This window comes from Leucobacter luti (genome assembly GCF_050310065.1).
Taxonomy (GTDB): Bacteria; Actinomycetota; Actinomycetes; order Actinomycetales; family Microbacteriaceae; genus Leucobacter; species Leucobacter luti_B.
Genome location: NZ_CP190007.1, coordinates 557,699 through 580,441, shown reverse-complemented (window position 1 = coordinate 580,441; position 22,743 = coordinate 557,699). Strand labels below are relative to the sequence as shown.

16 protein-coding genes and 1 tRNA gene are annotated in these 22,743 nt (G+C 70.5%); 7 read left to right on the top strand and 10 right to left on the bottom strand.

Annotated elements, in window-relative coordinates; genetic code table 11:
• The first annotated feature begins 225 nt into the window (after nucleotides 1-225).
• From ACOPJ3_RS02640 to ACOPJ3_RS02630, 3 genes are all read left to right on the top strand, one after another.
• Nucleotides 226-3,177 (top strand): hypothetical protein, encoded by a 2,952-nt coding sequence (locus ACOPJ3_RS02640; RefSeq protein ID WP_427870282.1) that lies wholly within the window; start codon nucleotides 226-228, stop codon nucleotides 3,175-3,177.
• A gap of 72 nt (nucleotides 3,178-3,249) precedes the next feature.
• Nucleotides 3,250-4,740 (top strand): SpaH/EbpB family LPXTG-anchored major pilin, encoded by a 1,491-nt coding sequence (locus ACOPJ3_RS02635; RefSeq protein ID WP_427870281.1) that lies wholly within the window; start codon nucleotides 3,250-3,252, stop codon nucleotides 4,738-4,740.
• Nucleotides 4,721-5,668, top strand: a complete 948-nt coding sequence (locus tag ACOPJ3_RS02630) for a class C sortase (RefSeq protein ID WP_427870280.1) — start codon at nucleotides 4,721-4,723, stop codon at nucleotides 5,666-5,668. The genes ACOPJ3_RS02635 and ACOPJ3_RS02630 overlap by 20 nt, the downstream gene beginning before the upstream one ends.
• Before the next feature lie 248 nt (nucleotides 5,669-5,916).
• Here ACOPJ3_RS02630 and ACOPJ3_RS02625 read toward each other — a convergent pair whose 3' ends face one another.
• From ACOPJ3_RS02625 to ACOPJ3_RS02605, 5 genes are all read right to left on the bottom strand, one after another.
• Complete coding sequence (locus ACOPJ3_RS02625) at nucleotides 5,917-6,951, bottom strand: P1 family peptidase (RefSeq protein ID WP_427870279.1); 1,035 nt, start codon at nucleotides 6,949-6,951, stop codon at nucleotides 5,917-5,919.
• Nucleotides 6,948-7,712, bottom strand: a complete 765-nt coding sequence (locus ACOPJ3_RS02620) for an amino acid ABC transporter ATP-binding protein (RefSeq protein WP_427870278.1) — start codon at nucleotides 7,710-7,712, stop codon at nucleotides 6,948-6,950. Before ACOPJ3_RS02620 ends, ACOPJ3_RS02625 begins: the two co-directional genes overlap by 4 nt.
• Nucleotides 7,709-8,686 carry an amino acid ABC transporter permease gene (locus tag ACOPJ3_RS02615; RefSeq protein WP_427870277.1) on the bottom strand — a complete coding sequence of 326 codons (978 nt, stop codon included), beginning with the start codon at nucleotides 8,684-8,686 and terminating at the stop codon, nucleotides 7,709-7,711. Before ACOPJ3_RS02615 ends, ACOPJ3_RS02620 begins: the two co-directional genes overlap by 4 nt.
• 27 nt (nucleotides 8,687-8,713) lie before the next feature.
• Nucleotides 8,714-9,697, bottom strand: coding sequence for an ABC transporter substrate-binding protein (locus tag ACOPJ3_RS02610; RefSeq protein ID WP_427870276.1), 984 nt, complete (start codon nucleotides 9,695-9,697; stop codon nucleotides 8,714-8,716).
• Nucleotides 9,698-9,761: 64 nt separating this feature from the next.
• Entirely contained in the window at nucleotides 9,762-11,354 is a 1,593-nt protein-coding gene (locus tag ACOPJ3_RS02605; protein WP_427870275.1) for an amidohydrolase, read from the bottom strand.
• Nucleotides 11,355-11,486: 132 nt separating this feature from the next.
• Here ACOPJ3_RS02605 and ACOPJ3_RS02600 point away from each other — a divergent pair, with 132 nt between their 5' ends.
• Nucleotides 11,487-12,437, top strand: coding sequence for a LysR family transcriptional regulator (locus ACOPJ3_RS02600; RefSeq protein WP_427870274.1), 951 nt, complete (start codon nucleotides 11,487-11,489; stop codon nucleotides 12,435-12,437).
• 31 nt (nucleotides 12,438-12,468) lie between these two features.
• Here ACOPJ3_RS02600 and ACOPJ3_RS02595 read toward each other — a convergent pair whose 3' ends face one another.
• Nucleotides 12,469-13,698 (bottom strand): amidase, encoded by a 1,230-nt coding sequence (locus tag ACOPJ3_RS02595; RefSeq protein ID WP_427870273.1) that lies wholly within the window; start codon nucleotides 13,696-13,698, stop codon nucleotides 12,469-12,471.
• A gap of 177 nt (nucleotides 13,699-13,875) precedes the next feature.
• On the opposite strand from ACOPJ3_RS02595, the gene ACOPJ3_RS02590 reads away from it, so the two are divergent.
• Both ACOPJ3_RS02590 and ACOPJ3_RS02585 read left to right on the top strand, forming a co-directional pair.
• Nucleotides 13,876-14,634, top strand: a complete 759-nt coding sequence (locus ACOPJ3_RS02590) for an aspartate/glutamate racemase family protein (protein ID WP_427870272.1) — start codon at nucleotides 13,876-13,878, stop codon at nucleotides 14,632-14,634.
• Between the two features lie 194 nt (nucleotides 14,635-14,828).
• Nucleotides 14,829-15,251: a hypothetical protein gene (locus ACOPJ3_RS02585; protein WP_427870271.1), complete on the top strand. Its 423-nt coding sequence runs from the start codon at nucleotides 14,829-14,831 to the stop codon at nucleotides 15,249-15,251.
• Between the two features lie 461 nt (nucleotides 15,252-15,712).
• Here the strand turns inward: ACOPJ3_RS02585 and ACOPJ3_RS02580 are convergent.
• Nucleotides 15,713-15,797 (bottom strand) — tRNA-Tyr (locus ACOPJ3_RS02580).
• A gap of 87 nt (nucleotides 15,798-15,884) precedes the next feature.
• Between ACOPJ3_RS02580 and ACOPJ3_RS02575 the strand changes: the two genes are divergently transcribed.
• Nucleotides 15,885-16,355 (top strand): GNAT family N-acetyltransferase, encoded by a 471-nt coding sequence (locus ACOPJ3_RS02575; protein WP_427870270.1) that lies wholly within the window; start codon nucleotides 15,885-15,887, stop codon nucleotides 16,353-16,355.
• A gap of 158 nt (nucleotides 16,356-16,513) precedes the next feature.
• Here ACOPJ3_RS02575 and ACOPJ3_RS02570 read toward each other — a convergent pair whose 3' ends face one another.
• From ACOPJ3_RS02570 to ACOPJ3_RS02560, 3 genes are all read right to left on the bottom strand, one after another.
• The gene (locus ACOPJ3_RS02570) at nucleotides 16,514-20,500 is read right to left on the bottom strand and encodes an aldehyde dehydrogenase family protein (RefSeq protein ID WP_427870269.1); all 3,987 of its coding nucleotides are present in this window, start codon (nucleotides 20,498-20,500) and stop codon (nucleotides 16,514-16,516) included.
• Nucleotides 20,501-20,929: 429 nt separating this feature from the next.
• Nucleotides 20,930-21,721, bottom strand: a complete 792-nt coding sequence (locus ACOPJ3_RS02565) for an ABC transporter ATP-binding protein (RefSeq protein WP_427870268.1) — start codon at nucleotides 21,719-21,721, stop codon at nucleotides 20,930-20,932.
• 2 nt (nucleotides 21,722-21,723) lie between these two features.
• Complete coding sequence (locus ACOPJ3_RS02560; RefSeq protein ID WP_427870267.1) at nucleotides 21,724-22,734, bottom strand: ABC transporter permease; 1,011 nt, start codon at nucleotides 22,732-22,734, stop codon at nucleotides 21,724-21,726.
• Nucleotides 22,735-22,743 lie beyond the last annotated feature (9 nt).

Sequence of the window (22,743 nt, the reverse complement as noted above, 5' to 3'; positions counted from 1 at the left end):
CGGCAGAACACACGCGATTGCCGGCCCCATCCACGGGCGAGGCTGGTCGCCGCACGTATTCAAGCTTTCTTCGCCCCGCAATTGTGACGCGGGAGCACGCAAGTTAGCTTCCGCACGGGAAACACGCAGAAAAACTGTCACATTCGTCGAAGGATGACTGTGGGTGCTTGGGCGCGTTCGATCGAGAGGACCAGCAGTCTGATCGATTGAAGGGCGCACCGTGGCATGAGACTCTTTCGCATACGCACCCATGCGGTCGCGGTTGCTGGCGCGCTCGGTCTTGTCGCGGGACTCTTCGCCCCGTCCGCTCCCTTCCTCCCCACGGATGCGCCCGCAATCGCCGAGCCGCTCGCTCCTGACGCCAGCGAAGGGGCACCGCACTCCGCGCCGACGGGGGATGGGCCAGAAGCGCCTCCCGAGGCGCCCCAGGAGGGACAAACGCAGGATCCTGGGCAGGATCCGGGCGCCAATCCTGGGCAGGATCCTGGCGCCAATTCTGGGCAGGATCCGGAGCAAGATCCGGGCAGCGCAGAGACCGAGGAGCCGTCGGCCCCCGAGTCCGAGACACCTGGACCTCCAGCACCTCAGAATGCACCCTCCCCCATCGCGGCGGCTGCCGAGTCCGCCGCGGTCGCCGCGCAGATCGCTGCGAGCCCCGGCTGCTCGTATGCGGACGCTGGATCCGGCGCATTCGCGAAGTCGATCTGCTGGATCAACATGGACGGGCTCACGACGCAGTATGACGCGGTCGTCGACCCCAAGACCACGGCTGGCACGACCTGTGTCAATGTGCTCGGGCTCTACACCTGCACGTCCACCGGCACGTTTACGAGCCGCATGGGAAGCGCCCACGGAAACTACCGGGTCCAGGGGCTCCCCGGCGTTCCGTCGACGAACCAGGCCACGGCGCGCGCCAACGCGCTCGACGCCTTCTGGCCGGTGTTCGATACGACGACACCCCTCTACCGCGCCACGCCGGACGGCACCTATTGGGGGCCGGTCGCCAATGTGCCCGTGTCGTTCCCGCTGTCTTCGGCCCTCAGCTTCGAGGCGGAGATCGACATCGCGCTTGACTCCGGATCCCTCTCGGGCCGCGGGGTCGCCGTCCAAGCGGCTGGGATCCCGACGAGTAGCTTGGCGGGGCTCGGCAACAACGGGCTGTACACGGGCATCGCGGGGAAGCCCGCGATCCTGCAGCCCGCAATCTATGACACCGGGGTCACGACGAACACGGTGGTGACGATGGATAACATCGTGCTGAGGCGGTCGAACGGCTCGGTCGTGACGGGCGGGTACTCGATCGTCGGCGCCGATGCCGGGGCGACGACCGCGCTCGAGTCGGTCGCCTGGGCGACCGTCGACGGCGACGGCTTCCGCTGGCTCCCGAACGACCCCGTCGCATGGGCCGCGGCCCCGAACGACTCCGCACGCAAGGACGCGGCCGTCGGCACGAACGGCTGCGGTGCCACGCTCGCGGTCGAGTTCAATCCCCTGGCCGACATCATCCCGATCCCGGTGCGCGACTGCGTCGGCACCGGGTCAGGCGCGCGGGACGGTGCCGCGATGGTGCGCACCTCACCGCTCGGCCTCCCCCTCATTCCTTTCTCGGTGACCCAGCGGGTGCAGAGCGGCGGCACGCAGGCGGTCGCGTTCGGGATCCTGACCACGGGCGCCCAGATCAACGTCGCGGTGCAGGACCGGATCGTCAACACCTCGGGCGCCCCGACCACGACCGACTTCCGCGCCACCCTGACGCCGACGAGTGGCGGGTTCGGCGCCGCGGACGCCGTGACGTCCTCGACGGGCCCGACCGCCCTCGCGGGCACGCCCCAGGAACTTCGGGTGCCCGCCGTGGACGGCGGCTTCCAGTTCAACTTCGCGGCGACGACCGCGAGCGACCCGTACCTTTCCTCCTACACCCAGAACTGGGTGTGCTCGAAGACCTCCTCGACGTCCATGTCGAGCACGCCGTGGAGCGGCAACGGCACCCCGGAGAACCCGCAGCCGAGCCCCCCTCCTGCGTCGTGGTCGCTCCTGCAGGACGGCGAGTTCGCCGAGTGCACCGTCACCTACATTCCGCCCTATCTCACGCTCAAGAAGCAGGTCGACAACGCTGCGGGTGGCGCGGCCTCGCCAGCGGACTGGACGATCGCCGGCGCCTCCCCCGTGAGCGCGATCACGGGCCGCACGGGCGAGGCCACGGTGACGCGGGTGCCCGTCGCGATCGGCGACTACGCCATCACTGAAGCGGGCGCACCGGCGGACTACCGGTGGGAGAGCCTGAGCTGCGACGGCCCGGCTGGCTCGACGCACACCACCCCGTCACCAGGCGGCGGGATCGCGAGCGGCGGCGTGACGATGGCGAAGCTCGACGACACGACGTGCACGCTCACGAACCGCTTCGTCGGCGCGCACCTCACGCTCGAAAAGCGCGTCGAGTCGACGCACGGCGGCGGAGCCCAGCCGGGCGACTTCACGCTCGCCGCGGCGGGCCCGACGCCCGGGATCAGCGGGGTGACGGGGTCTGCTGCCGTCACGAACGTGCCCGTCGATCCGGGCAACTACACCCTCTCCGAGAGCGGTGGGCCTGCCGGCTACGCGGGCGCGTGGGAATGCTCTGACGGCGCGACCTCGCTCCCCGTCTCGGCGGCGGGCGTCGTCGAGGTTCCCGCGGCAGGCAATGTCAGCTGCCGGATCACGAACCGCGACCTCCCCGGCACTGTGGTCTGGACGAAGGTCGACGAGTCAGGCACCCCGATCGGGGGCTCCGAGTGGGTACTCACCGGCCCCGGCATCCCCGCCGCCGGTGTCGTGATCCCGGACTGCGAGGCCGCACCGTGCACGGGAAGCGGTCCGCACGACACGAACCCGGCGCCCGGCGGCTTCGCAATTGGTGGACTCTCCTGGGGCGAGCACGAGCTCGTCGAGCTCACGGCTCCGCCAGGGTTCCTCCGCGACTCAGCGACGCATCGGCTCGCGATCGGCCCGACGGCCCCCGCACAGTTGGCCTGGGATCTCGGGAACATCGAAAACGTGCGGATCACGGCCCCCGCGATTCCGCTCACCGGTGGCCTCTCCACCCTCGCGTTCGTACTCGGGGGCGGCGGCTTCCTCCTCCTGACGGCCGTCGCCGTCGCCAGGCAACAGATTCGGCGCAGGCGAGCACTTCTCGGATGACTCCACCTTCAGCACCAGTTTTCACCACCAGACAGCGGCCGCCCGGGGCGACCGGCAACGAAAGGAACACCAATGAGTAACAGCAGCAAGCCACGCGCGTGGCGACTCGCGCTGGGGGCCGCGGTTGCGGGCCTCCTGGCGGTCGCCGGGTTCGGCGCGCCGGCCCTCGCGGCACCGGGCGACTTCCCCGGCGGCTTCACCGAGGGCTCCCTCACCGTGCACAAGTTCGAGGAGGCCGGCAACACGGCCCAGTTCCGGCCCGACGGCACGGGGAACGACACCTCCACAATGACGGCGATGCCGGGCGTCGGCTTCACGGTGCGCCTGGTCCAGGGCCTTGACCTCACGCAGAGCGAGTCGTGGGACATCCTGAAGCGCCTGCAATTCACCGACGCAACGACGGCGACGGATCCCGGCGCGGTCGCCCCCCAGCCGTCGACGTACACACTCGTCGATCAGGCCACCCTGACGACGGACGCGAACGGCCAGGCCGTGTTCGCGGGCCTGCCGGTCGGCGCGTACCTCGTTGAGGAGACGACGCCCCCGCCCGGCGCGCTCGCCACCGCTGCACCGTTCTTCATCTCGATCCCGTTCCCCTACGAGAACGACTGGCTGCAGAACGTGCACGTGTACCCGAAGAACTCCGTCACGCAGCTCGACAAGGTCGCCGGCGACCCTGACGGCCAGGGCCTCGGCTCCAAGGTCCCGTGGACGATCACGTCGAAGATCCCGATGCTCGCCGCGGGCGAGGCCTTCACGAACTTCACGATCTCGGACGACCTGGATCCGCGCCTCACCTACGCCCCGGCCGCGACCGACTCGCTGCTCGCGGACGGCGTTGCCGTGCCGGCGTCGGCGTATACGCTCTCGGCGGCTGGCAGCGACCCGGTCGTGCTCAGCTTCACCGACCCTGCGGGCCTGGTCTGGCTCGCGGCGAACCAGGGAAAAACGCTGAGCTGGACTCTCACGACCCAGGTCGTGTCGAACGACGGCGATGGCAGCATTGAGAACAACGTGCTCGCGACCATCAACGACAACCAGTTCACGACGGATACGCCGGGCACGAGCAATTGGGGCGCGCTGCAGATCCTGAAGCACGTCGCCGGCGACCCGACGCGCACACTGTCGGGCGCCGTGTTCGAGGTCTACGAGACTGAGACGGGCGGCACGCCCATCCCGGTCTACGTCGACGCGGCGAACCCCGCACAGACCCAGTTCACCACGGGAGCTGACGGAGCCGTCCTGATCCCGGGTCTGAACGTCGGCCCGACGGGCAGCAAGGTCTACTACCTCCGCGAGGTCGTGGCACCCGCCGGTTTCGTGCTGTTGACGAACCGCTTGCCCGTCACCGTGACGACGAGCGGCGTCGCCACTCCGGTCGAGTTCTCAGTGGCGAACACCACGGACGAGAACGGCTTCCTGCCGAATCTGCCGCTGACCGGCGGCGCCGGCACGGTCATGCTGACCGTGCTCGGAGCGGGCCTCCTCGCGGCGGCGGGCGGCGCGGTGGCGCTCCGCAGGCGCCGGATCGCGACGGCCACGGGTGCGGACGCTCGTCCGTAGCACTGCCCCGCACGCAGCGCGGTGGCGGCCGCGCCGACCCTCGGTCGGCACGGTCGTCATCGCGCTGCTGTCACTCGCGGGCCTCGTGCTGCTCCTCTACCCGGGCACCGCGGCCTGGATTTCCCAGTACCGCCAGTCGCTGAACATCATCGACTACGACGCCGCGGTGGCGACCGCGGGGCCGGCGACGCTGCGCGAGGAGCTCGAGCTCGCGCGGGCCTACAACGCGACCCTTGCGGGGCGCGCCGTTGTTGGCGCAGGCAGCAACGTCCCGGTCTCGCTCGATTCCGGGGGCGCTGATGCGTTCTCCTACGAGCGCCTCCTCGCCTCAGACAGCGAGGGCATCATGGGCCGGATCCAGATCCCGGCCATCGACGTCGACCTTCCGATCGCGCACGGCACCTCGGAGGCGACCCTACTCAAGAGCGTCGGCCACCTGCGCGGCACGTCGCTCCCGGTCGGCGGCCTCGGCTCGCGCGCCGTGCTCACCGCGCACCGCGGCCTCGCCTCGGCGCGGCTCTTCACGGACCTCGACCAGGTGCGCGAGGGCGACCGCTTCACGCTCGCCGTCGCTGGCGAGGTCTTCACCTACGAGGTGATCCGGACCCAGGTCGTCGCCCCCACCGACACGGAAACCCTACTCCCGGAGCCGGATCGCGACCTCGTGACGCTCGTCACCTGCACGCCGCTCGGCGTCAACACCCACCGCATCCTCGTCACGGGCGAGCGCATCGAGCCCACCCCCGCGTCGGACATCGCCGCGGCGAGCGCCCCGCCCGAGGTGCCGCGCTTCCCGTGGTGGGCGGTCGCCCTCGGCGGCGGCCTACTCGCGATCGGGGCTTTCGTCTGGACGGATGGGTTTCGGGGTGGGCAGGGCCGAGACCGGCGGGCGGGCGGATCCGCAGGAACCGGCTCAGCAGCCACCTAGGGGTTGCTTTTCATCAGGTGGAGAACGGAAGCGAGGATTCTGCCTCGCGTTCCTGGCGGAGGTGTGTGCGCCTCGTAACGCACCCCCATTCGTCAGCGCCCAGCCAGAATTCTGCGTTCAATTTCACCTTTTTGGGCAGACAGCCTTGCTGAGCGCAGAATTCGAGGTGAGCGCAGGAGCACGGGAAACCCCAACACCCCGAAGCATTCGCCATTTTCCTACGCTCACAACGACTGGAGCACCGACAACTAGGCCACACCAATCCCAGCCTGCACGAGCCGCTCCCGCACCGCCCCGATCGGGATGCCGTGCGCGCACCGTCCCTCGAAGCCGGTCCGGGTCTCGGCCCGCAGCACCGAGTTCAGGAGCGCCTCTTCGACGACGTCCATCGCCGCGAGGAACGCAGGGGAGAGCAGCGCGTCGGCGGGAGGCGCGCCCGCGCCCACCGAGAACGCGATCGCGTAGTCCCCGCTCCCCTGCGCGTAGTCGGCCCCCGTGCCCCGCATCGCGAAGACCGCGCGGTTGGCGAGGCGTCCGAGCTGGCGCGCGTCGAGCGGAGCGTCGGTCGCGACGACAATCATGCAGGAGTTGCCCATCGTCTCCGCCGGATCGCTGCCGAGCAGTTCCTCCGCAGGCATAGGCACACCCGCGATGCGCATCGTCCCCGTGTAGTTGCTCTGCACGATCGCGCCGATCACGTATTCGTCGTCCCCCACGGTGACCCAGCGCGATGCGGTCCCGATGCCGCCCTTGTATCCGAGCGTGACGGTGCCGGTCCCCGCGCCGACGCCGCCCTCCTCCACTGGGCCAGACGCCGCGTCGGCGAGCGCCTCGCGCACGAGGTCCTCGCCGACGGGCCGGCTGCGGATGTCCGAGAGGAATCCGTCGTTCGTCTCCCCGACGACGGGGTTCAGGGTGGTGGTGCGTTCGTGTCCGGGCTGCTCGAGCATATACGCCACGAGCGCGTCGGCCACCCGGAAGGCGGAGAGCGTGCTCGTGAGCAGGATCGGCGTCTCGATCTCCCCGAGCTCGCGCAGCTGCGTCGCCCCCACGAGTTTGCCGTATCCATTGCCCACGGAGACCGCCGCCGGGAGGGTAGGCCGGCCGGGCCCCAGCTGCTCGGGCACGATCGCGGTGATGCCTGTGTTCAGCCGGTCGGTGCGCACGGTCACCTGCCCGATCCGGATCCCGGGAACGTCGGTAATCGCGTTCCAGGCTCCTCGGCGAAAGGCGCCCGCGGGAATTCCGAGCTCGGCGGCGCGTGGCCGCGCTGGACCGTTCACCGCACGCGATCCAGGAAGGCGCGCGTGCGCACCGAATCAGGGTCGGAGAGCACGGCCTCCGGCGTCCCCGACTCGAGCACGGCCCCGCGGTCGAAGAACGACAGCGAGTCCCCCACCTCGCGGGCGAAGCCGATCTCGTGCGTCACGATGATCATCGTCATGCCGCCCTCCGCAAGACGCCGCATCGTCTCGAGAACCTCGTCGACGAGCTCGGGGTCGAGCGCGCTCGTGGGCTCATCGAACAGCATGAGATCCGGGTCCATGGCGAGCGCCCGAGCAATCGCCACGCGTTGCTGTTGCCCGCCGGAGAGCTGATGCGGTCGCTTGAGCGCGTGCTCAGCTAGGCCCACCCGCTCGAGTTCGGCCGCGGCACGCTCGTGAGCGGCGGAGCGGGACATTCCCCGCACGTGGATGAGGCTGGCCGCGACGTTCTCCAGGGCGTCCATGTGCCCGTAGAGATTGAATCGCTGGAATACCATTCCGATTCGGGATCGGAATCGTGCCCACGCCTTGTCGTTCCACGGGTGGTAGCGGCCTTCGCTGTAGCGGAAACCAACCTGTTCACCGTCGACGACGAGGCTCCCGTTGTCGACCGTTTCGAGTCCGTTGATCGTGCGCAGGAAGGTGGATTTTCCCGAGCCAGACGGTCCGATGATGCAGCTCACCTCGCCGCGCCTGACCGTGAAGTCGACTCCGGTGAGTACCTTGTTTGCGCCGAACGATTTTTCGACCCGCACCGCTTCGACGAGGAGCTCGGTCATGCGTTCACCTCCTGTGTGTCGGCCCGGCGCCGGCCGGGCAGCGTGATGGCGCCGGTCGCGACACGCACCATCTGCTGCGTGAACGTCTCGCCGCGCACGAGCCGCACGCGATCCTGCCCGAACCGCTTCTCGAGCAGCGACTGCAGATAGGTCGCGATGGCCGTCATGAGCATGTACCAGAGGCTCGCCACGATGAGCAGCTCGATGATGAGGTTGTTCTGCTTGTAGATCTGACTTGCCTTCGTCATCAGGTCGTTACCCGCGACGACGACGATCAGCGAGGTCGTCTTCAGCATCGAGATGAACTCGTTGCCGGTTGGCGGGATGATGATGCGCAGCGCCTGCGGCAGCACGATGAGGCGCATCGTCTGGGCCCGAGTCATCCCACCGGCGAGCGCCGCCTCCGTCTGCCCGCGATCGACGGCCTGGATCCCCGCGCGCACCGTCTCCGCGAAGTACGCCGCGAGGTTGAGCCCCAGCCCCAGAAGCGCGGCAACGGAACCGCTGATCACACTGTTCGTGTCCCAGCGCACGCCGATGTTCGTGAACGGAATCTTGAGCGTCAGATATGGCAGCAGAAACGCCAGGTTGAACCAGAAGATCAGCTGAACGAGGACGGGAGTGCCCCGGAAGAACCAGATGTACCCCTCCGAGATCGCGCGGAGCACCGGGTTCGCGGAGAGCTTCATGACTGCGAGGATCACGCCGAGCACGAGTCCGAGGATCGTTGCGGCGAGGCTGACCCAGATCGTCACGAGGACGCCCTCCAGGATCCGCGGCGAGAACAGGTACTCCCAGACGCGCTCCCAGCGGATGCGCTCGTTGAGCACGACGAGCGAGAGCATCCACAGGACGATCGCGAGGGCGATCGCTCCCGTGATCCAGCGCTTCACGTGCCAGGGCCTGGCGATCGAGACGCTCGTCCCGTCCGCCCGGACGATGGGCGCGGTCCGCGCCCGGGTATTCAGTGCCATCAGGGGGTCCTTCTCCCGGCGCGCCGGCTAGGCTCCACCGTTGATGGTCGCCTTTTCGAGTGCCATGTCGCCGACACCGTAGGCGTCGAGGATCTTCTTGTAGCTGCCGTCGTCCATGAGCGACTGCAGTGCCGCCTGCACCGTCTTCGCGAGTTCCTTCTGGGAGTTGTCGACGCCGATCCCCCAGATGCTCTCGTCGCCGTCGATCCGCACGGCGTCCATCTGAGTCTCCGGGTTCTTGGCCCGCTCCACCGCGACGGGGAAGTCCGTGACCGTCGCGACCGCACGTCCGCTCTGCACCGCAAGGTTCGCCTCGCCGTCCCCGCTCAGCGACAGAATCTCATATCCGGGCTTTCCATCGGCCTCGCATGCCGCGGAGAAGTCTTGGGCGATGAGCGCCGAGGATCCCGATTCGACGACCGCAATGGTCTTGCCGCAGAGGTCCATTGGCACCTTGATCTTCTCCGGATTACCCTCGGCGACGAGGAAGGCGTTGCCCGCCTGCACGTAGTCGACGAAGGTCGTCGTCTCGCGACGCTCCTCGTTGTCGGTCATCGAGGAGAGCAGCACGTCGAAGCGACCCGAGATGAGGCCTGGAATCATGGCGTTGAACTCCTGATCCTCGAGCGACAGGTTGAGACCGAGCTTGCGAGAGATCGCGTGCGCCATTGCCGGATCGATGCCCACGATGTCGGTGCCGTTGCTCGCCCACTCCTCCATGGGCGGGTAGCCGACCGACGTCGTCGCCCGGAGTCCACTCTTGCGCATCTTCTCCGGGACCTGCGCGGCGAGCTTCTCGTCCGGCTCAATCTGCTCGAGCACGCTCTTCGCGAGTTCCTCGTCGCTGATGGGCGCAGGCTCAGCGAATGACGTGTTCCCGCCGGAGCCGCCGCTCCCCTCCTCGGCCTCCGCGAGGCTCTGACCGCCGCAAGCCGTGAGGCCGCCAAGCGCGAGCCCCGCCGCAGCGATACCGACGACGAAGCGAGTGATGGGGGTGGTGCGTGTCAACATGTACTACTCCTTTGTAGGGGTGTCCGGATCAGGGACGGTGATGAACGATTGATCTTCTCGGACCTCAGGATCCTGCGGCAAATGCGAGCTCTCCGCCCACGACCGTAGCGGCCACGGTGATACCGGCGAGCTCCGCCGGGGGGACCGACGTGGGATCTGCGGAGAGGGCGACGAAGTCGGCGAGCTGGGTCGGCGCGATCCTGCCGACGGCGTTCTCGAGCCCTGCGGCGTACGCGGATCCCGCGGAGTACGCTTCGAGCGCCTCGATCACGGAGATTCGTTCCTCCGGCTCAAATCCGCCTGGCGGGCGGCCCGCGAGATCCTGGCGAGTCACGGCCGCGTGAACGCCGAGCATCGGGTTGACGGGCTCGATCGGTGCGTCGGATCCAAAAGCCACGGCGGCCCCGGAATCGAGCAGTGAGCGCCAGGCGTAGTTCGCGAGCTTGCGCGTGCCGATCCGCTGCTCGGCCAGCAAGTAGTCGGTCGCGCAGTGGGTAGGCTGCAGCGAAGCCACCACGCCGAGCTCCGCGAAACGAGGCACATCAGAGGGGTCGATGTGCTGCGCATGCTCGACCCGGTTGCGCAGGCCGTTCGCGCGCGTGACATGGACATTCGCCTCATAGGCGTCGAGAACGAGACGGTTCGCGCGGTCTCCGATCGCGTGCGTCGCAACTGCGATCCCGGCCGTGTTCGCGGCCCGCACGAGGCCCACGAGTTGCTCGAGCGGCAGCACCTCAATCCCGGCGTTGCCCGGGTCGTCGGCGAAGTCGACGCACATGTGGGCGCTGTGAGATCCGAGCGCACCATCGGCGAAGAGTTTGACCGGGCCGACGCTCAGGCGGCTATCGCCCGCTCCGGTCCGTCGTCCCTCGGCGATCGCCGCCGCGAGATCGGCCATCGGGATCCCCTTGGACACCCGGACCACGAGGCGGCCGTCCGCGTGCAGGGATTCGTACGCCCGCCTCGTCGCGTCCTCATCGAGATCCGTGATCTGCGTGATCCCGAGCGAGAGCAGATGCTCCTGAGCGCGAAGGAGCAGGCCGGGAAGTTCGGGCGCGAGCCACGCCTCGGAGAGCTCGCGGACCGCGTCGGCCACGCTCTCGCGAACGACCCCAGCCGGCTCACGGCCATCCGCCTCCCGGAAGATGTCCCCGCCAGCGGGGTCCGCGGTGTCGCGATCGATCCCCGCAGCGCGCAGGCCGGCGGTGTTGAGCCAGGCGGAGTGCCCGTCAAGGCTGGCGAGGGCGACCGGCCGATCCGGGCACACCGCATCGAGATCGTGCCGCGTGGGCGTACCCGTTGGCCAGCGGTTGCTGTCGTATCGGCCCCCGATGATCCAGCCGTCGCTCGGATGCGCTGCAGCCCAGACCTGTACTGCGGCGAGCGCCTTGTCGAGCGAGGCGACTCCGCGCAGGTCGAGGCTCGCGAATCCGCGGGCCACGCTCCCCGAGTGAATGTGAGCGTCGTGGAATCCCGCGACGATCGCAGCACCCGGAAGGGCGATTTCGGCGTCGATGCCGGGAGCCGCACGGAGCTCCTGGCGGGGCCCGACGGCGACGATTCTGCCGCCGTCCACCAGGATCGCGTCGGCCCCACTGACGGCTGCATGCGCCCCGGGGACCAGGATCCGCGGGTGCGTGAACAGCGACCTGACCATCAGTGATCCTCACTCTTTTTCTTGCCCAATCGGGCCTCTGAGGCAAGACTAGGACGACATAAACACCCGATTCAATGCGCCTTTCGCGGGGAAACGCCATGCTGAGCCAAAGGAGTCCTTATGCTAAATCCCGTGCATCTCCGCACGCTGGTCGAGGTGGTCACGCTGGGCTCGTTCGCGGCCGCCGCGAACAGGCTCGGCTACACGGCGTCGGCGGTTTCGCAGCAGATGACGTCCCTCGAGCAGCACGTCGGACTCCCCCTCTTCGAGCGCACCGCGCGGAGTGCGCACCCGACCGAGGCCGCCCGCGCCATGGTCCGCGCCTCCAACTCGATTTTTGCGGGTCTCGAGGCCGTTCTCGAGGCCGCCCGCGGGGCGCACGAGGTGACGAGCAGCGAGGTGACGGTGGCAACGTACGACACGCTCGCGCGTGCGGTGCTCCGCGGTGTTTACGAGGATCCGGAAATCCGCGGCTCAGGGATCCGGCTGCGCGTGGAGATTCACAACCCCTCGATCGCGGTGCGCACGATCTCGAGCGGCGACTGCCCCGACATCGCGTTCGTCTACCGCTTCTCGGGCAGCGGGCTCGCCTGGCCTCCGGCGATGCGCCAGCTCGACTTCGGCCGAGACCGCTATCGGGTCGTCGCGCCCGCAGCGTGGGAGCTGGATGCCGCGGGCCCCCCGTCGGCCGAGGTGCTGTCCGACATACCTTGGGTGCTGCACCACCCGGGCACGAGCGACGCCATCGCGGTCGATTCTGCGTTCCGCAGCGCCGGGATCCGGGCGCGTGCGATGGGCCACAGTGACAACTTCGACGTCGCGATGGAGCTTGCCGCGGCTGGCGCCGCGGCGGCGTTCGTGCCTGAAATCGTGACGACCGGGATCCCGGCGGGGGCGCGCGTCGTTGACGTGCCGTCGCTCGACCTGGCGCGCGACGTGCACGCACTCGTCTCGCCGAGCGCGCCGGGCCCGGCGACAAACGCGGTGCTCTCCGCGATCCGGCGCGCCATGCCGGGACCGACGAGGGCCCGCCCGAGCGTGCCTGCGGCCGAACCAGAAGCTCGACCCGAGCCGGCGCACTAACCCCATCGGCTGCGGCAACTGCCGCCAGCATTCAGAGGTTCGGGATGGGCCGCAGGCCTGCCGCCTCGAGTGCGCCTCCCAGCGCAAGCACCTCGCCCTCCGTTCTGGCCACGAGCTGCACACGACCGATCGCGAGCGCCGGGAGGTCGAGCGCCGACCAGATCGCGGTGTATCGACCGAGGGGATCCTCGATCTCCTCCTCGTCCGCGTCGGCCCAGGGCACGGGACAGCCGAGGGTCGGCAGGACGAGCGCGTCGATGCCCTCCGCATCCCATTGCGCGAGCACCTGCGTTCGCGCCGCAGCGAGCTGTGCGAGGGAGGCGGCTCGGTCCCCCGCCGTCGCCGAGGCCGCTGCGCGCAGCTTGCGGGCGACGCTCTCCCCGTATTGATCCGGGCGAGCACGGAAACGATCGGCGTGCGTGGCGGCCGCCTCGGCCCGGAACGCCGGCCAGAGCAGGTCGAGGATGCGGTCGATCCACGGCTCGTCGACTCCCGACTCCCGCGGTGTCGCCGCGCCCATCACTGCAAGTGCCGGTCCGATCTGGGCGTCCAACGTCCTCTCAGGGTCATACACGGCGATGCGCGGCGCCTCCTGGCTCGTCCGGGCCGAGGATCGTGGAGGATCCAAGGGTGCTCCCCCGGACCGGAAGCCGGTTCCCGCCGCGCCCTTCGCGAGCGCAGTCCAGGCCGCCGCAACAAGCTGGACGCTCCGGGCGAGCGGCCCAACGGTGTCAAAGGACGGGCACAGCGGGGCGACGCCGGCGAGGCTGAGGGTGCCCGTGCGCGGACGAAGCCCGACGACCCCCGTGCACCCGGCAGGGATCCGGATCGAGCCCGAGGTATCGGTTCCGAGAGCGAGCTCGGCGATCCCGGCAGCAACCGCCGCCGCGCTTCCCCCCGAGGATCCGCCAGCGATCCTGTCCGGAAGCACGGGATTCGGCACCGCGCCAAACCACGGGTTTGCGCTCGTGACCCCGTAGGCGAACTCGTGCAGGTTGACCTTCACGCTCGGCTGGGCCCCGGCAGCGGAGAGCGCGGCGACGACGGGGGCGGAGACCGCGGGTATTCCAGCCTCTGAGGCTGCCCATCCGGAGCCCTCGGTGGTCGGAACACCCGCGACGTCAATGTTGTCCTTGACCGCGAGCGAGATGCCCGAGAGCGGCGCAGGAGCTGCCGAAATGCGCGATCGCGCGTCTCGCTCGTGACAGCTTTCTCGTGGGATCGGGCTAATCACGATCCCCGCCATGGGCGCATCGCTCATCCCGCTGCCCTCCCGCCTTTCACACCGCTCTTCCCGAACGTAGCAGGCGCGACGGACCGCCCGGACGCTGCCACCCTTCCCATTCCTGCTGCTCAGCATCGCGATCTCGCGGTGCGGACGTGTCGACGAATTCCCTAGCTTTGCTCGAGGGGAAGATTGACGTTCGGAGGGGGCGCAATGCCGCAGTCACAGAACCGGCCCGCGGTCATCGGCGTGCTCGGAGGCATGGGACCTGCAGCGACAGCTGACTTCTACCGCAAGATCGTCCTTGCGACCCCAGCACACCGGGATCAGGACCACCTCCGCACGCTCGTTTGGTCGGACCCGTCGATCCCCGACCGGACCGACGCGTTCCTCAATTGCGGGGAAAGCCCGATTCCCGCCCTCGTCGCGGGAGCGACACGCTTACGCGACGCGGGCGCCGACTTTCTGGCGATTCCTTGCAACACCGCGCACCTGTTTCTTGACGCCGTGCGCACAGCCGTGGAGATCCCCATCATCGACATGATCGACACGACGGTGACGGAAATCCGCGCGGAACCAGGCGCCGGCCACCCCGTCGCGGTGCTCGGAACACGGGCGACGCTCGCGAGCGGACTCTACCAGCGCGCACTGCGCGCCCGCGGCCTCATCTCCGTGGAGCCAGTCCCCGCTGAGCAGGCCGCAGTGAGCGCCGCAATCGCCGCCGTCAAGTCTGGCGATGAGCCCCTCGGAGCACAGCGGCTACTCCCCGTGCTCGATTCCCTCACGAATAGGGGCGTCCCCACGCTCGTGGCCGCCTGCACGGAGTTGCCACTCGCGCTCGCCCGCGCACAGGTTCGGCACGAGATCCGCGTGGTCGATCCCGGGCTGGCGCTCGCCCGCGCCTGTGTCGCGCGGGCGCTGCGTGGCGCGGCCCGGGACCCCCTCTCGCCGCCTCCTGTTTACACTCCGTGACCCGGCGAGATCCCGTCGTTCACGACCCGCCTGTAGGGTGTGCAGAGACGGGATCATCGGCTGGGGAGGCCGGTATGCGCTGGATCACCTGCGCGGCGCTCGCCGCCGCTGCTGTCGGTCTCGCGGGGTGCGTCGGATCCAGCTCACCCGCCGCACCCGCTGCCATCGACGCAGCAGACTCGGGGCCGAGACCCATGACCAACGATCTCTCGGCCTACATTGATGAGATTCAGGCAGAGTTCGAATCTCACCCCGGCTACTCCGGCGTTGAGATCGCGCGGGGCAATCGCGGCGCCCACGTCTGGTGGTATGGCGAAGTTCCCGAGACGTTGCGCCACGCACTCACGGAAGCGCCGCCCGGCACGAGCGCCTCAATTCTCGTCGCGGCGAACCCGCGCGGCCCGCTCGAGGAGGCGCGCGATCGCATCTTCACCGAGGGTGCCCAGCTGGGAGTGAGCACGGCCGGGATCGAGAGGGACGGCAGCCGCATCCTCGTCTACGTCTGGGGTGAGGCGCTCGCAGCGGACCCTGAGATCCCGGCGAAGATCCAGGCCCTCACTACATTCCCAGTGAAAGTCATGGCCGGGGGCGCTGAGCCTCTCCCGTCGCAACACTAGCGTGCCGGCGCCGCGCGGCAACGACGAAGGCCCCCGGCTCGACCCCGGAGCTAGGAGACGCTGCGCCCACAGCGTGCCCCGGAGCGAAACCGAGCCTGCGCACTTGCGGGCTCGTCGCGAGAAGTGGGGCGCCGCGCCGGGCTTGGCTCCTTCCTTGAGCCGCCGGTCGGCGTCCCGCCCCGGCGCTGCCATGCGAGCGCGAACCCCAGCACCGCGGTGAACGCGGGCGCGGCAGCGCCGAGGGGCGTGATCCGGCCGCCAATGATGACCGCGACGGTCAGCGCCAGGCCGACCACAGCAAGCCCGATCCCCCACCAGAACAGCGGGTGTCTCTCGCGTCGTACCCTGCGCATGCCGGCTCCCTCGTGTCGCCCCCGACCATTCCACCGCACGCGGCGCCGCCCGGCAACGACAAAGGCCCCGACTCCGCTGATTTCTCAACGAGGCCGGGGCCTTCATGCTGGTGGCGGGTGAGGGATTCGAACCCCCGTAGGCAGTGCCAGCTGATTTACAGTCAGCCCCCTTTGGCCGCTCGGGTAACCCGCCGTTGGCCGCGCGAACACGACCGAGAGTCCACATTACCGCCTCACCCCCTCCGAACGGAAATCGGGATCCGCGTGGCAGGATCGTTCCATGAACGCATCGCCAGCTCTGCCCACTGAGCTCACCCTGCGCGTCGCGCGCGGCCTCGACGAGATGCCCGCGCGCGTGTTCTATCGGATCGCGAAGCTTCGGCAGGAGGTTTTTGCCCTGGAGCAGGACTGCCTCTACCTCGACCTCGACGGGCGGGACCTCGAGGCGGGCGCGATCCAGCTCTGGGCCGAGTCCGCGGGCGGCGGGATCGCCGCCTCGCTGCGGATCCTGCCCGAGGACTCCCAGGAGCCAGGGCTCGTGAGCATCGGGCGCGTCGTGACCGCCCCGGAGTGGCGTGGGCGCGGGATCGCGGCCGCGCTCGTCGAGGCGGCGATCGGCGAGGTCGCCGGCCGCCCGATCCTGATCCACGCGCAGTCGTACCTCACCGAGTGGTACGCCCGTTTCGGCTTCGCGCAGACGGGCCCCGAGTTCCTCGAGGACGGGATCCCGCACACCCCCATGCGCCGGTAGCGGCGGTTGTTAGCGATTTCGGTTCGTAAGCGGCGCTATACGAACCGAAATCGCTAACAACCTGCGGCCCGCGGGAGGGTGTTAGCGATTTCGGGGCTTCCGGCGCCCGCGAAGCCCCGAAATCGCTAACAACCGCAACCGCAACCGCAACCCAGCCCCTACCCCCACTCCTCGATCAGGGCGTCGAGGCCGGGGGCTGGGGTGGCGAAGCCGTGGCGGTGCGCCCGCGCCGAGATCGCCTGCTCGCGCAGGAGCGTCAGGAGTTCGACGGGCCCGGCCATGGTCACGGGTTCGGCCCAGAGGGCGGCGCGGTCGAGCCCGCCCATCCACTCGGCGGTGCGCACGGCGTCGCCGCCGATGAGGCGCACGCGCTCGGCCCGCACCCCGTCGGCCCCGAGCGGCCCCGACACGGCGAGCCGCTCGACCCAGTCGTCGTCGCGCTCGAGCGACACCTCGATGCCCTGCCGCTCGAGGAAGTCGCCGACCTCCTCGGGCAGCAGCTCGCCCGTCGACACCGTCACGGGGGCGCGCACGAGCAGCGCGGCGGCGAGCACCCGCACGAGCTGCCCGATCGAGCCGCCCTCGGCGAGGCGCACGTGCGTCGCCACGGGGACGTAGCGCAGGGCGTTGCGCTCGATCCCGAGCCCGATCGTGTCGCGCAGCAGTCCGTAGGAGGTGCGCCAGGCGATCGCGTCGGAGAGCGCGGCGCGGCGCACGGCGTCGAAGTCCTCGTAGCTGAGGTTGGGCTGCGCCGCCTCGATGATGAGGCGTACCTCGGGGGCGAGCCCGCGCAGGTGCAGCGTCTCGCTGCGTGTGCCCTCGCGGAGCTCCCAGGATCCGAGCGGGATCAGGCGGTTCGGCCCTCCCGAGAGCGCCGGGAGGCCCATCGTCGCGTCTCCCCAGCCGCCGCCGGGCTGGCGCTCGATGCGGGCCTCGGTCGTCGGCCGGTTGATCGCGAGGGTCGCCGCCGACACCTCGGAGAGCCAGGCGAGGATCTCCTCGTCGTCGAAGGACTGGATCCCCGCGACGGCGCCGCTGCCTGCCGCGTTCTGCAGCGCGATCGCCTCCGCCATCGAGTGCGCGTGCGCGATCCCGATGACGGGCACCCCGCGGGCGTCGTCCCAGAACCGCGAGCCGGCGGCGACGCCGGTGCGCACGCCCGGCGTCCAGAGCAGGCCGTCCTCGTCGAGGCGGCGCGGGCGCACGAGCCACTCCTCGCCCTTGCCGAGCTCCGTGAGCGCGCGCAGGGCCGCGCTCTCCGGCGGCGCCGGCAGCGGGCCGACCGCGAAGCCGAGCGGGTCTTCGTGCTCCGGCCGCGCGGTGTCGCCGACCCGGATCGCCCGCACGGCGTCGGCGAGCCCCTCGCGGAAGCGCTTGGAGCGGGCGACGCTGCCGAGCAGGATCGCGACGTGGGCGGCGCGCGGGTCGGATCCGGCGCCCTTGAGCGCCGACGCGACGATGTCTCGCACCGCCGAGTCCAGGTCGGCCGAGGGCGCGACGACGATCGCGCCGCGCGCGTGGAAGCGGCCCTCGACGCGCAGGTCGGGGCGGCGGCGGGAGAGCTCGCGCGCGGTGTCGCGGTCGCCGAGCAGCGCGGCCCGGTCGATGTCGGGGCGCGCCGCGATCTCGGAGACGGTGTGCCCCACGACCGTGGCCTCGAGCCGCACGGCCCCGGGGGTGATGCCCGCGATCTGCCACTCCTCGACGAGCACCTCCGCGGCGCGGCTCACGCGCTGCGGCACGGTCCAGATGACGCCGTTTCCCGCCGCGAGCGCCGCGAGCACGGCCTCGGCCTGCGTTGCGAGCGGGGTCTGGTCGTCGGCGGCGACGAGCACGAGCCCCTCGGAGACGAAGGCCGCGCCGCGCACGGCGCCGAGGTTCTCGGCGAGCTGCCCCGCGTACCTGGCGGCGTCGACGAGGTCGTCGACCTCCGCGTCGAGCTCGGGCGCGGGCGCCCCGGTGTCGGCGGCAAGCGCCCTGATCAGGCGGTCTCGCGCCGCGACGACCGCGAGCGCCGCGCGGCGCAGGCGCGAGGCGCGCGCCGTGTGCGGCAGCGAGCCCCAGCGCTCGCCGGTCTCGCGTGCGACCTGCACGACGCCCGTCGGGTCGAGATCCGCGATCGACAGCGCCACGGTCTCGTTGATCTGGTCCCGCTCGCTCGCCTCCTCGGCGGCGTCCTCGAGGAGGCCGCGCACCCAGTCCCGGTTCGCGGCGATGCTCGCGTCGGTCTGCGGCTCGTTCGCGAAGCCCGACTCCGAGACCACGGGAATCGCGAGCGGGCTCTGCAGCTCCTCGAGCTGGAACTCCCCCGTGTCTCCCCTGGTCAGGCCGAGCACGGCGGCCGTCAGCCCACCCGTGTCGAAGCGCGAGGGCTCCTCGGGGGCGCGGTAGAAGAGCGCACTGTCGCGCTCGGTCGGGTCCCACTCCCGCGCGCGCAGCTGCGTGCGGTGCGAGGGCGGCGAGCACTCGACGGCGAGCTGCGCCGCCGCGGCAAACTCGCGGGCGGCCGCGGCGAGCGCGGGCCGCAGCGACGCGGCGGGCTCCGGATCCGGATCAGCCCGCTCCACCTCTACCTCGACGCCGGTGTTCACGCTGATGAACGTCTCTGCTGGCGGCTCGAGCGCCGACGCGGGCGCGGGATCCTGATCCGGCGCCGGCTCAGGATCCGGCGCCGCAGGCTCGCCCTCACCGGCGGGCGCCGCGGCCGCAGCGGCAGGGTCGGTGGCATCCTCGGCGGCGACCTCGGCCGCGCGATCCGCGCTCAGGCGCTCGAGCAGCGAGAGTGCCGAGTCGGGGTCTGCGGCCTCGGCCGCGAACGCGACGAGGGTCTCGACCGCACCCGAGAACTCCCGAGACGGGATCACGGGCAGCGAGACGCGCACCTCGGAGAACGAGCCTGCGACGGTCTCGGCGAGCCCGGGGGCCGCGCCGCTGCGCAGCTGGACCGACGCGAGCGCGGCGGCGCCGGGCGACTCTGCGCCGGCCCGCGCAATGAGCTCGGCGACGGCGCCGAGCACGAAGGGGTCCTCGGAGGCGATGACCGGGCGCAGCACGGCGGCGCGGCCGGGGTGCACCGCGAGCTCCGCGAGCCGCAGCAGCTGCGCGCGCACCTCGCGCGGCTCCTCGATCACGGGCACCGCGAGCCCGGTGTCGATCGACTCGATGCGCTCGGCCCCGGCGACGCGACCGACCCCGATCAGGACCTCAGCCGGCGCACCGCCCTCGGCGACGCGCCGCTGCGCCCACCGGCTCACGCGGTCGTAGAGCTCGCGCGACTCGGGCAGCTCCGCGAGTAGCCCGACGCCGACGCGCGCCCGGTCGAGCGCCGGATCGCCGAGCGCTGCCTGCAGCACGTCCGGCAGCAGCCGCGCCCAGCGCACCGAGCGCGGGGCGAGCGTCACGACCGTGCCGTGCTCCGCGGAGGCCTCGAGCAGGGGGCGCAGGCGGGAGGCCGCGAGCGCGACGTCGTCGTCGGCGCTCCACTCGCTGCCGCCCGGGACGATCCTGGCGGGGTCGACGATCAGGTGGCCCACCGTCGTCACGGTGGCGAGCTGGGCGAGACGCCGCACCTCGGCCTCCGCCGCCTTCGGGCCGTGAACGTGCTCCCCGAGCGGACGGATCACGGGCACGACGCCAGCCTCCGCGTGGGTGCGCAGCGCATCGACGAGCGCGGGGACGCGGGGCTGGGATCCGGATCCGGATCCTGAACCGGGCTTTGCCTCTGACTTTGCCGCGCCGTCCTGCTCCTGGCCGCTCGGCAGCTTCGTCGCGAGCACGAGCCCGGAGACCCGGTCGCGCAGCCACCGCCGCGCCATCGGCATGATCGCCCACGGCAGGCCCAGCGAGGCCGCGCCGCCGGCGCGCACCGCGATCCGGTCGCGCACGGGCATCGACGCGGGAACGTCCTGGGCCATTTCGCGCAGGCCGAGGGCCGATGCGAAGGCGTCCTCGGTGCCGGCGACAAGCTCGAGCAGTTTCCGCGTGAACTCGAAGCTCTCAGGGTCGCGGCGCATGCCGCCGAGCAGGTCAGCGGGGTGGGCGTCCTCGCGCTCGCCGAGGGCCGCGATCCACTCGTCGACGCGCTCCGTCGCGCGCGCCGCGACGTCGCCCCAGATCGAACCCGGATCGGAGGTGTCAGGTGCCATGACCCAACTGTAGAGGCGCGCGGGCGCGAAACGCGGAGCGCGCGCCGGGCTCGCGGCGGCTTCGCAGGCCGCGCGCGTTCCGCCTGGGGCGGCTGCGGCGGCTGCGGCGGCTGCGGCGACTCCGGGCGCGGGATCCCGCGCCCGCGCCTGCGCTCGCTCCGCAAACTGCGCTCGTTCCGTCGATCCCGCCCCGAAACGTAGGAACGAGCGCAGAACTCGGAGCGAGCGCCGCACGGTTCAGGGCGGAAGTGGGCTACTCAGGATCCGGCGCACCGAAGCCCACGCGCCAGCGCCAACACCAACGCCCCAGCCAGCGCCCACGCCTGCGCTCGCTCCGTAAACTGCGCTCGTTCCGTCGATCCCGCCCCGAAACTTAGGAACGAGCGCAGAACTCGGAGCGAGCGCCGGGCGGAGAAGCCCAGCAGCCCCCTAGGACAGCAGCGCGCGATCGTCGAGCTGGGCGCCCTTGATCTTGCTGAACTCCTCGAGCAGGCCGGCGACGGTGAGGTGCTGCTTCTCCTCGGCGGACGCCTCGAAGACGATGCGCCCCTCATGCATCATGATCAGGCGGTTTCCGAGTCGGAGCGCCTGCTCCATGTTGTGCGTCACCATGAGGGTGGTGAGGCCGCCCTGGGTCACGATCCGGTCGGTCAGCTCGGTCACGAGCGCGGCGCGCTGCGGGTCGAGCGCGGCCGTGTGCTCGTCGAGCAGGAGGATGCTGGGGTGCGTGAATCCCGCCATGAGCAGGGAGAGGGCCTGGCGCTGGCCGCCCGAGAGGAGGCCGACCTTCGCCGTCAGGCGGTTCTCGAGGCCGAGCTCGAGCGAGCGGAGCTCCTCGCGGAAGCGATCCCGCAGCGCCCGGCTGAGCGCGAGGCCGAGCCCGCGGCTCTGCCCGCGGCGCACGGCGAGCGCGAGGTTCTGCTCGATCGTGAGGTCGGGGGCGGTTCCCGCCATCGGGTCCTGGAACACGCGCCCGATGAACTTCGCGCGCTGGTACTCCTTGAGCCGGTTGACGCGCTGGCCGTCGATCTCGATCGTGCCCTTGTCGACCGTGTAGCGGCCGGAGATGGCGTTGAGCAGCGTCGACTTGCCCGCGCCGTTTGACCCGATCACGGTCACAAAGTCGCCCTCGTTCATGCGGAGGCTGAGCCCCGCGAGCGCGCGGCGCTCGTTGACCGTGCCGGGGAAGAAGGTCTTCTCGATGTTGTCGATCCCGAGCATGACTACCTCCCTGAGTTCTCGGTCGAGGCGTGCGCGGCACCGGCGGCGCCTGCCGCGCCGGCCGCAGCGGGCACCGGATCCGGATCCGGATCGGCATCGCGCGGCGGCACCTTGCCGCCCCGCCCGCGCAGCGACGGCACCCGCTTGAGGAAGCCCCAGCGCGGCAGCAGCAGCGCGATCACCACGAGCAGCGCCGTGACGAGCTTCATGTCGTTCGGGTCGAGGCCCGCGCGCAGGGCGAAGAAGATGATGAGGCGGTAGAGCACCGCGCCGAGCACGACGGCGAGGCTCGCGAGCCAGATGAAGCGCTGGCCGAAGATGGCCTGGCCGAGGATCACCGAGGCGAGGCCGACGAGGATGAGGCCGACGCCCATGCTGATGTCGGCGAAGCCCTGGTACTGGGCGACGAGCGCGCCGCAGAGACTCACGAAGCCGTTCGAGATCGCGAGCGTGAGGATCGTGGTGCGGTCGGTGTTGACACCGAAGCTCCTGATCATGGGGCCGTTGTCGCCCGTGGCCTGGATCGAGAGGCCGAGGTTCGTCGACAGGAACCAGTCGACGAGGAACTTCAGCAGCAGCACGGCGACCGCGATGATCCCGATGGAGCCCCAGGTGCCCATGAGGTCGGCGTCGCGGAGCGGGGTGAAGGCCGTCTCCGCGCGCAGCAGCGGCAGGTTCGCGGCCACCGTCGCGCCCTCTTTCGCCGTGCCCATGATTCTGAGGTTGATCGTCCAGAGGGCGATCATTGTGAGGATTCCCGCGAGGAGGCCGTCGATGCGGCCCTTCGTGTGGAGCAGGCCGGTCACGACGCCGGCCACGAGCCCCGCCCCGGCACCCGCGAGGGTCGCCAGGACGGGACTCTGACCGTTCGTGATCAGCGCGGCGGCGACGGCCGCACCGGTGGTGAAGCTTCCGTCGACCGTGAGGTCAGGGAAGTTCAGCACCTTGAAGGTGAGGTAGACGCCAAGGGCCATCACGCCGTAGATGAGGCCCAGTTCGAGCGCGCCGATCATGCGAAGGTG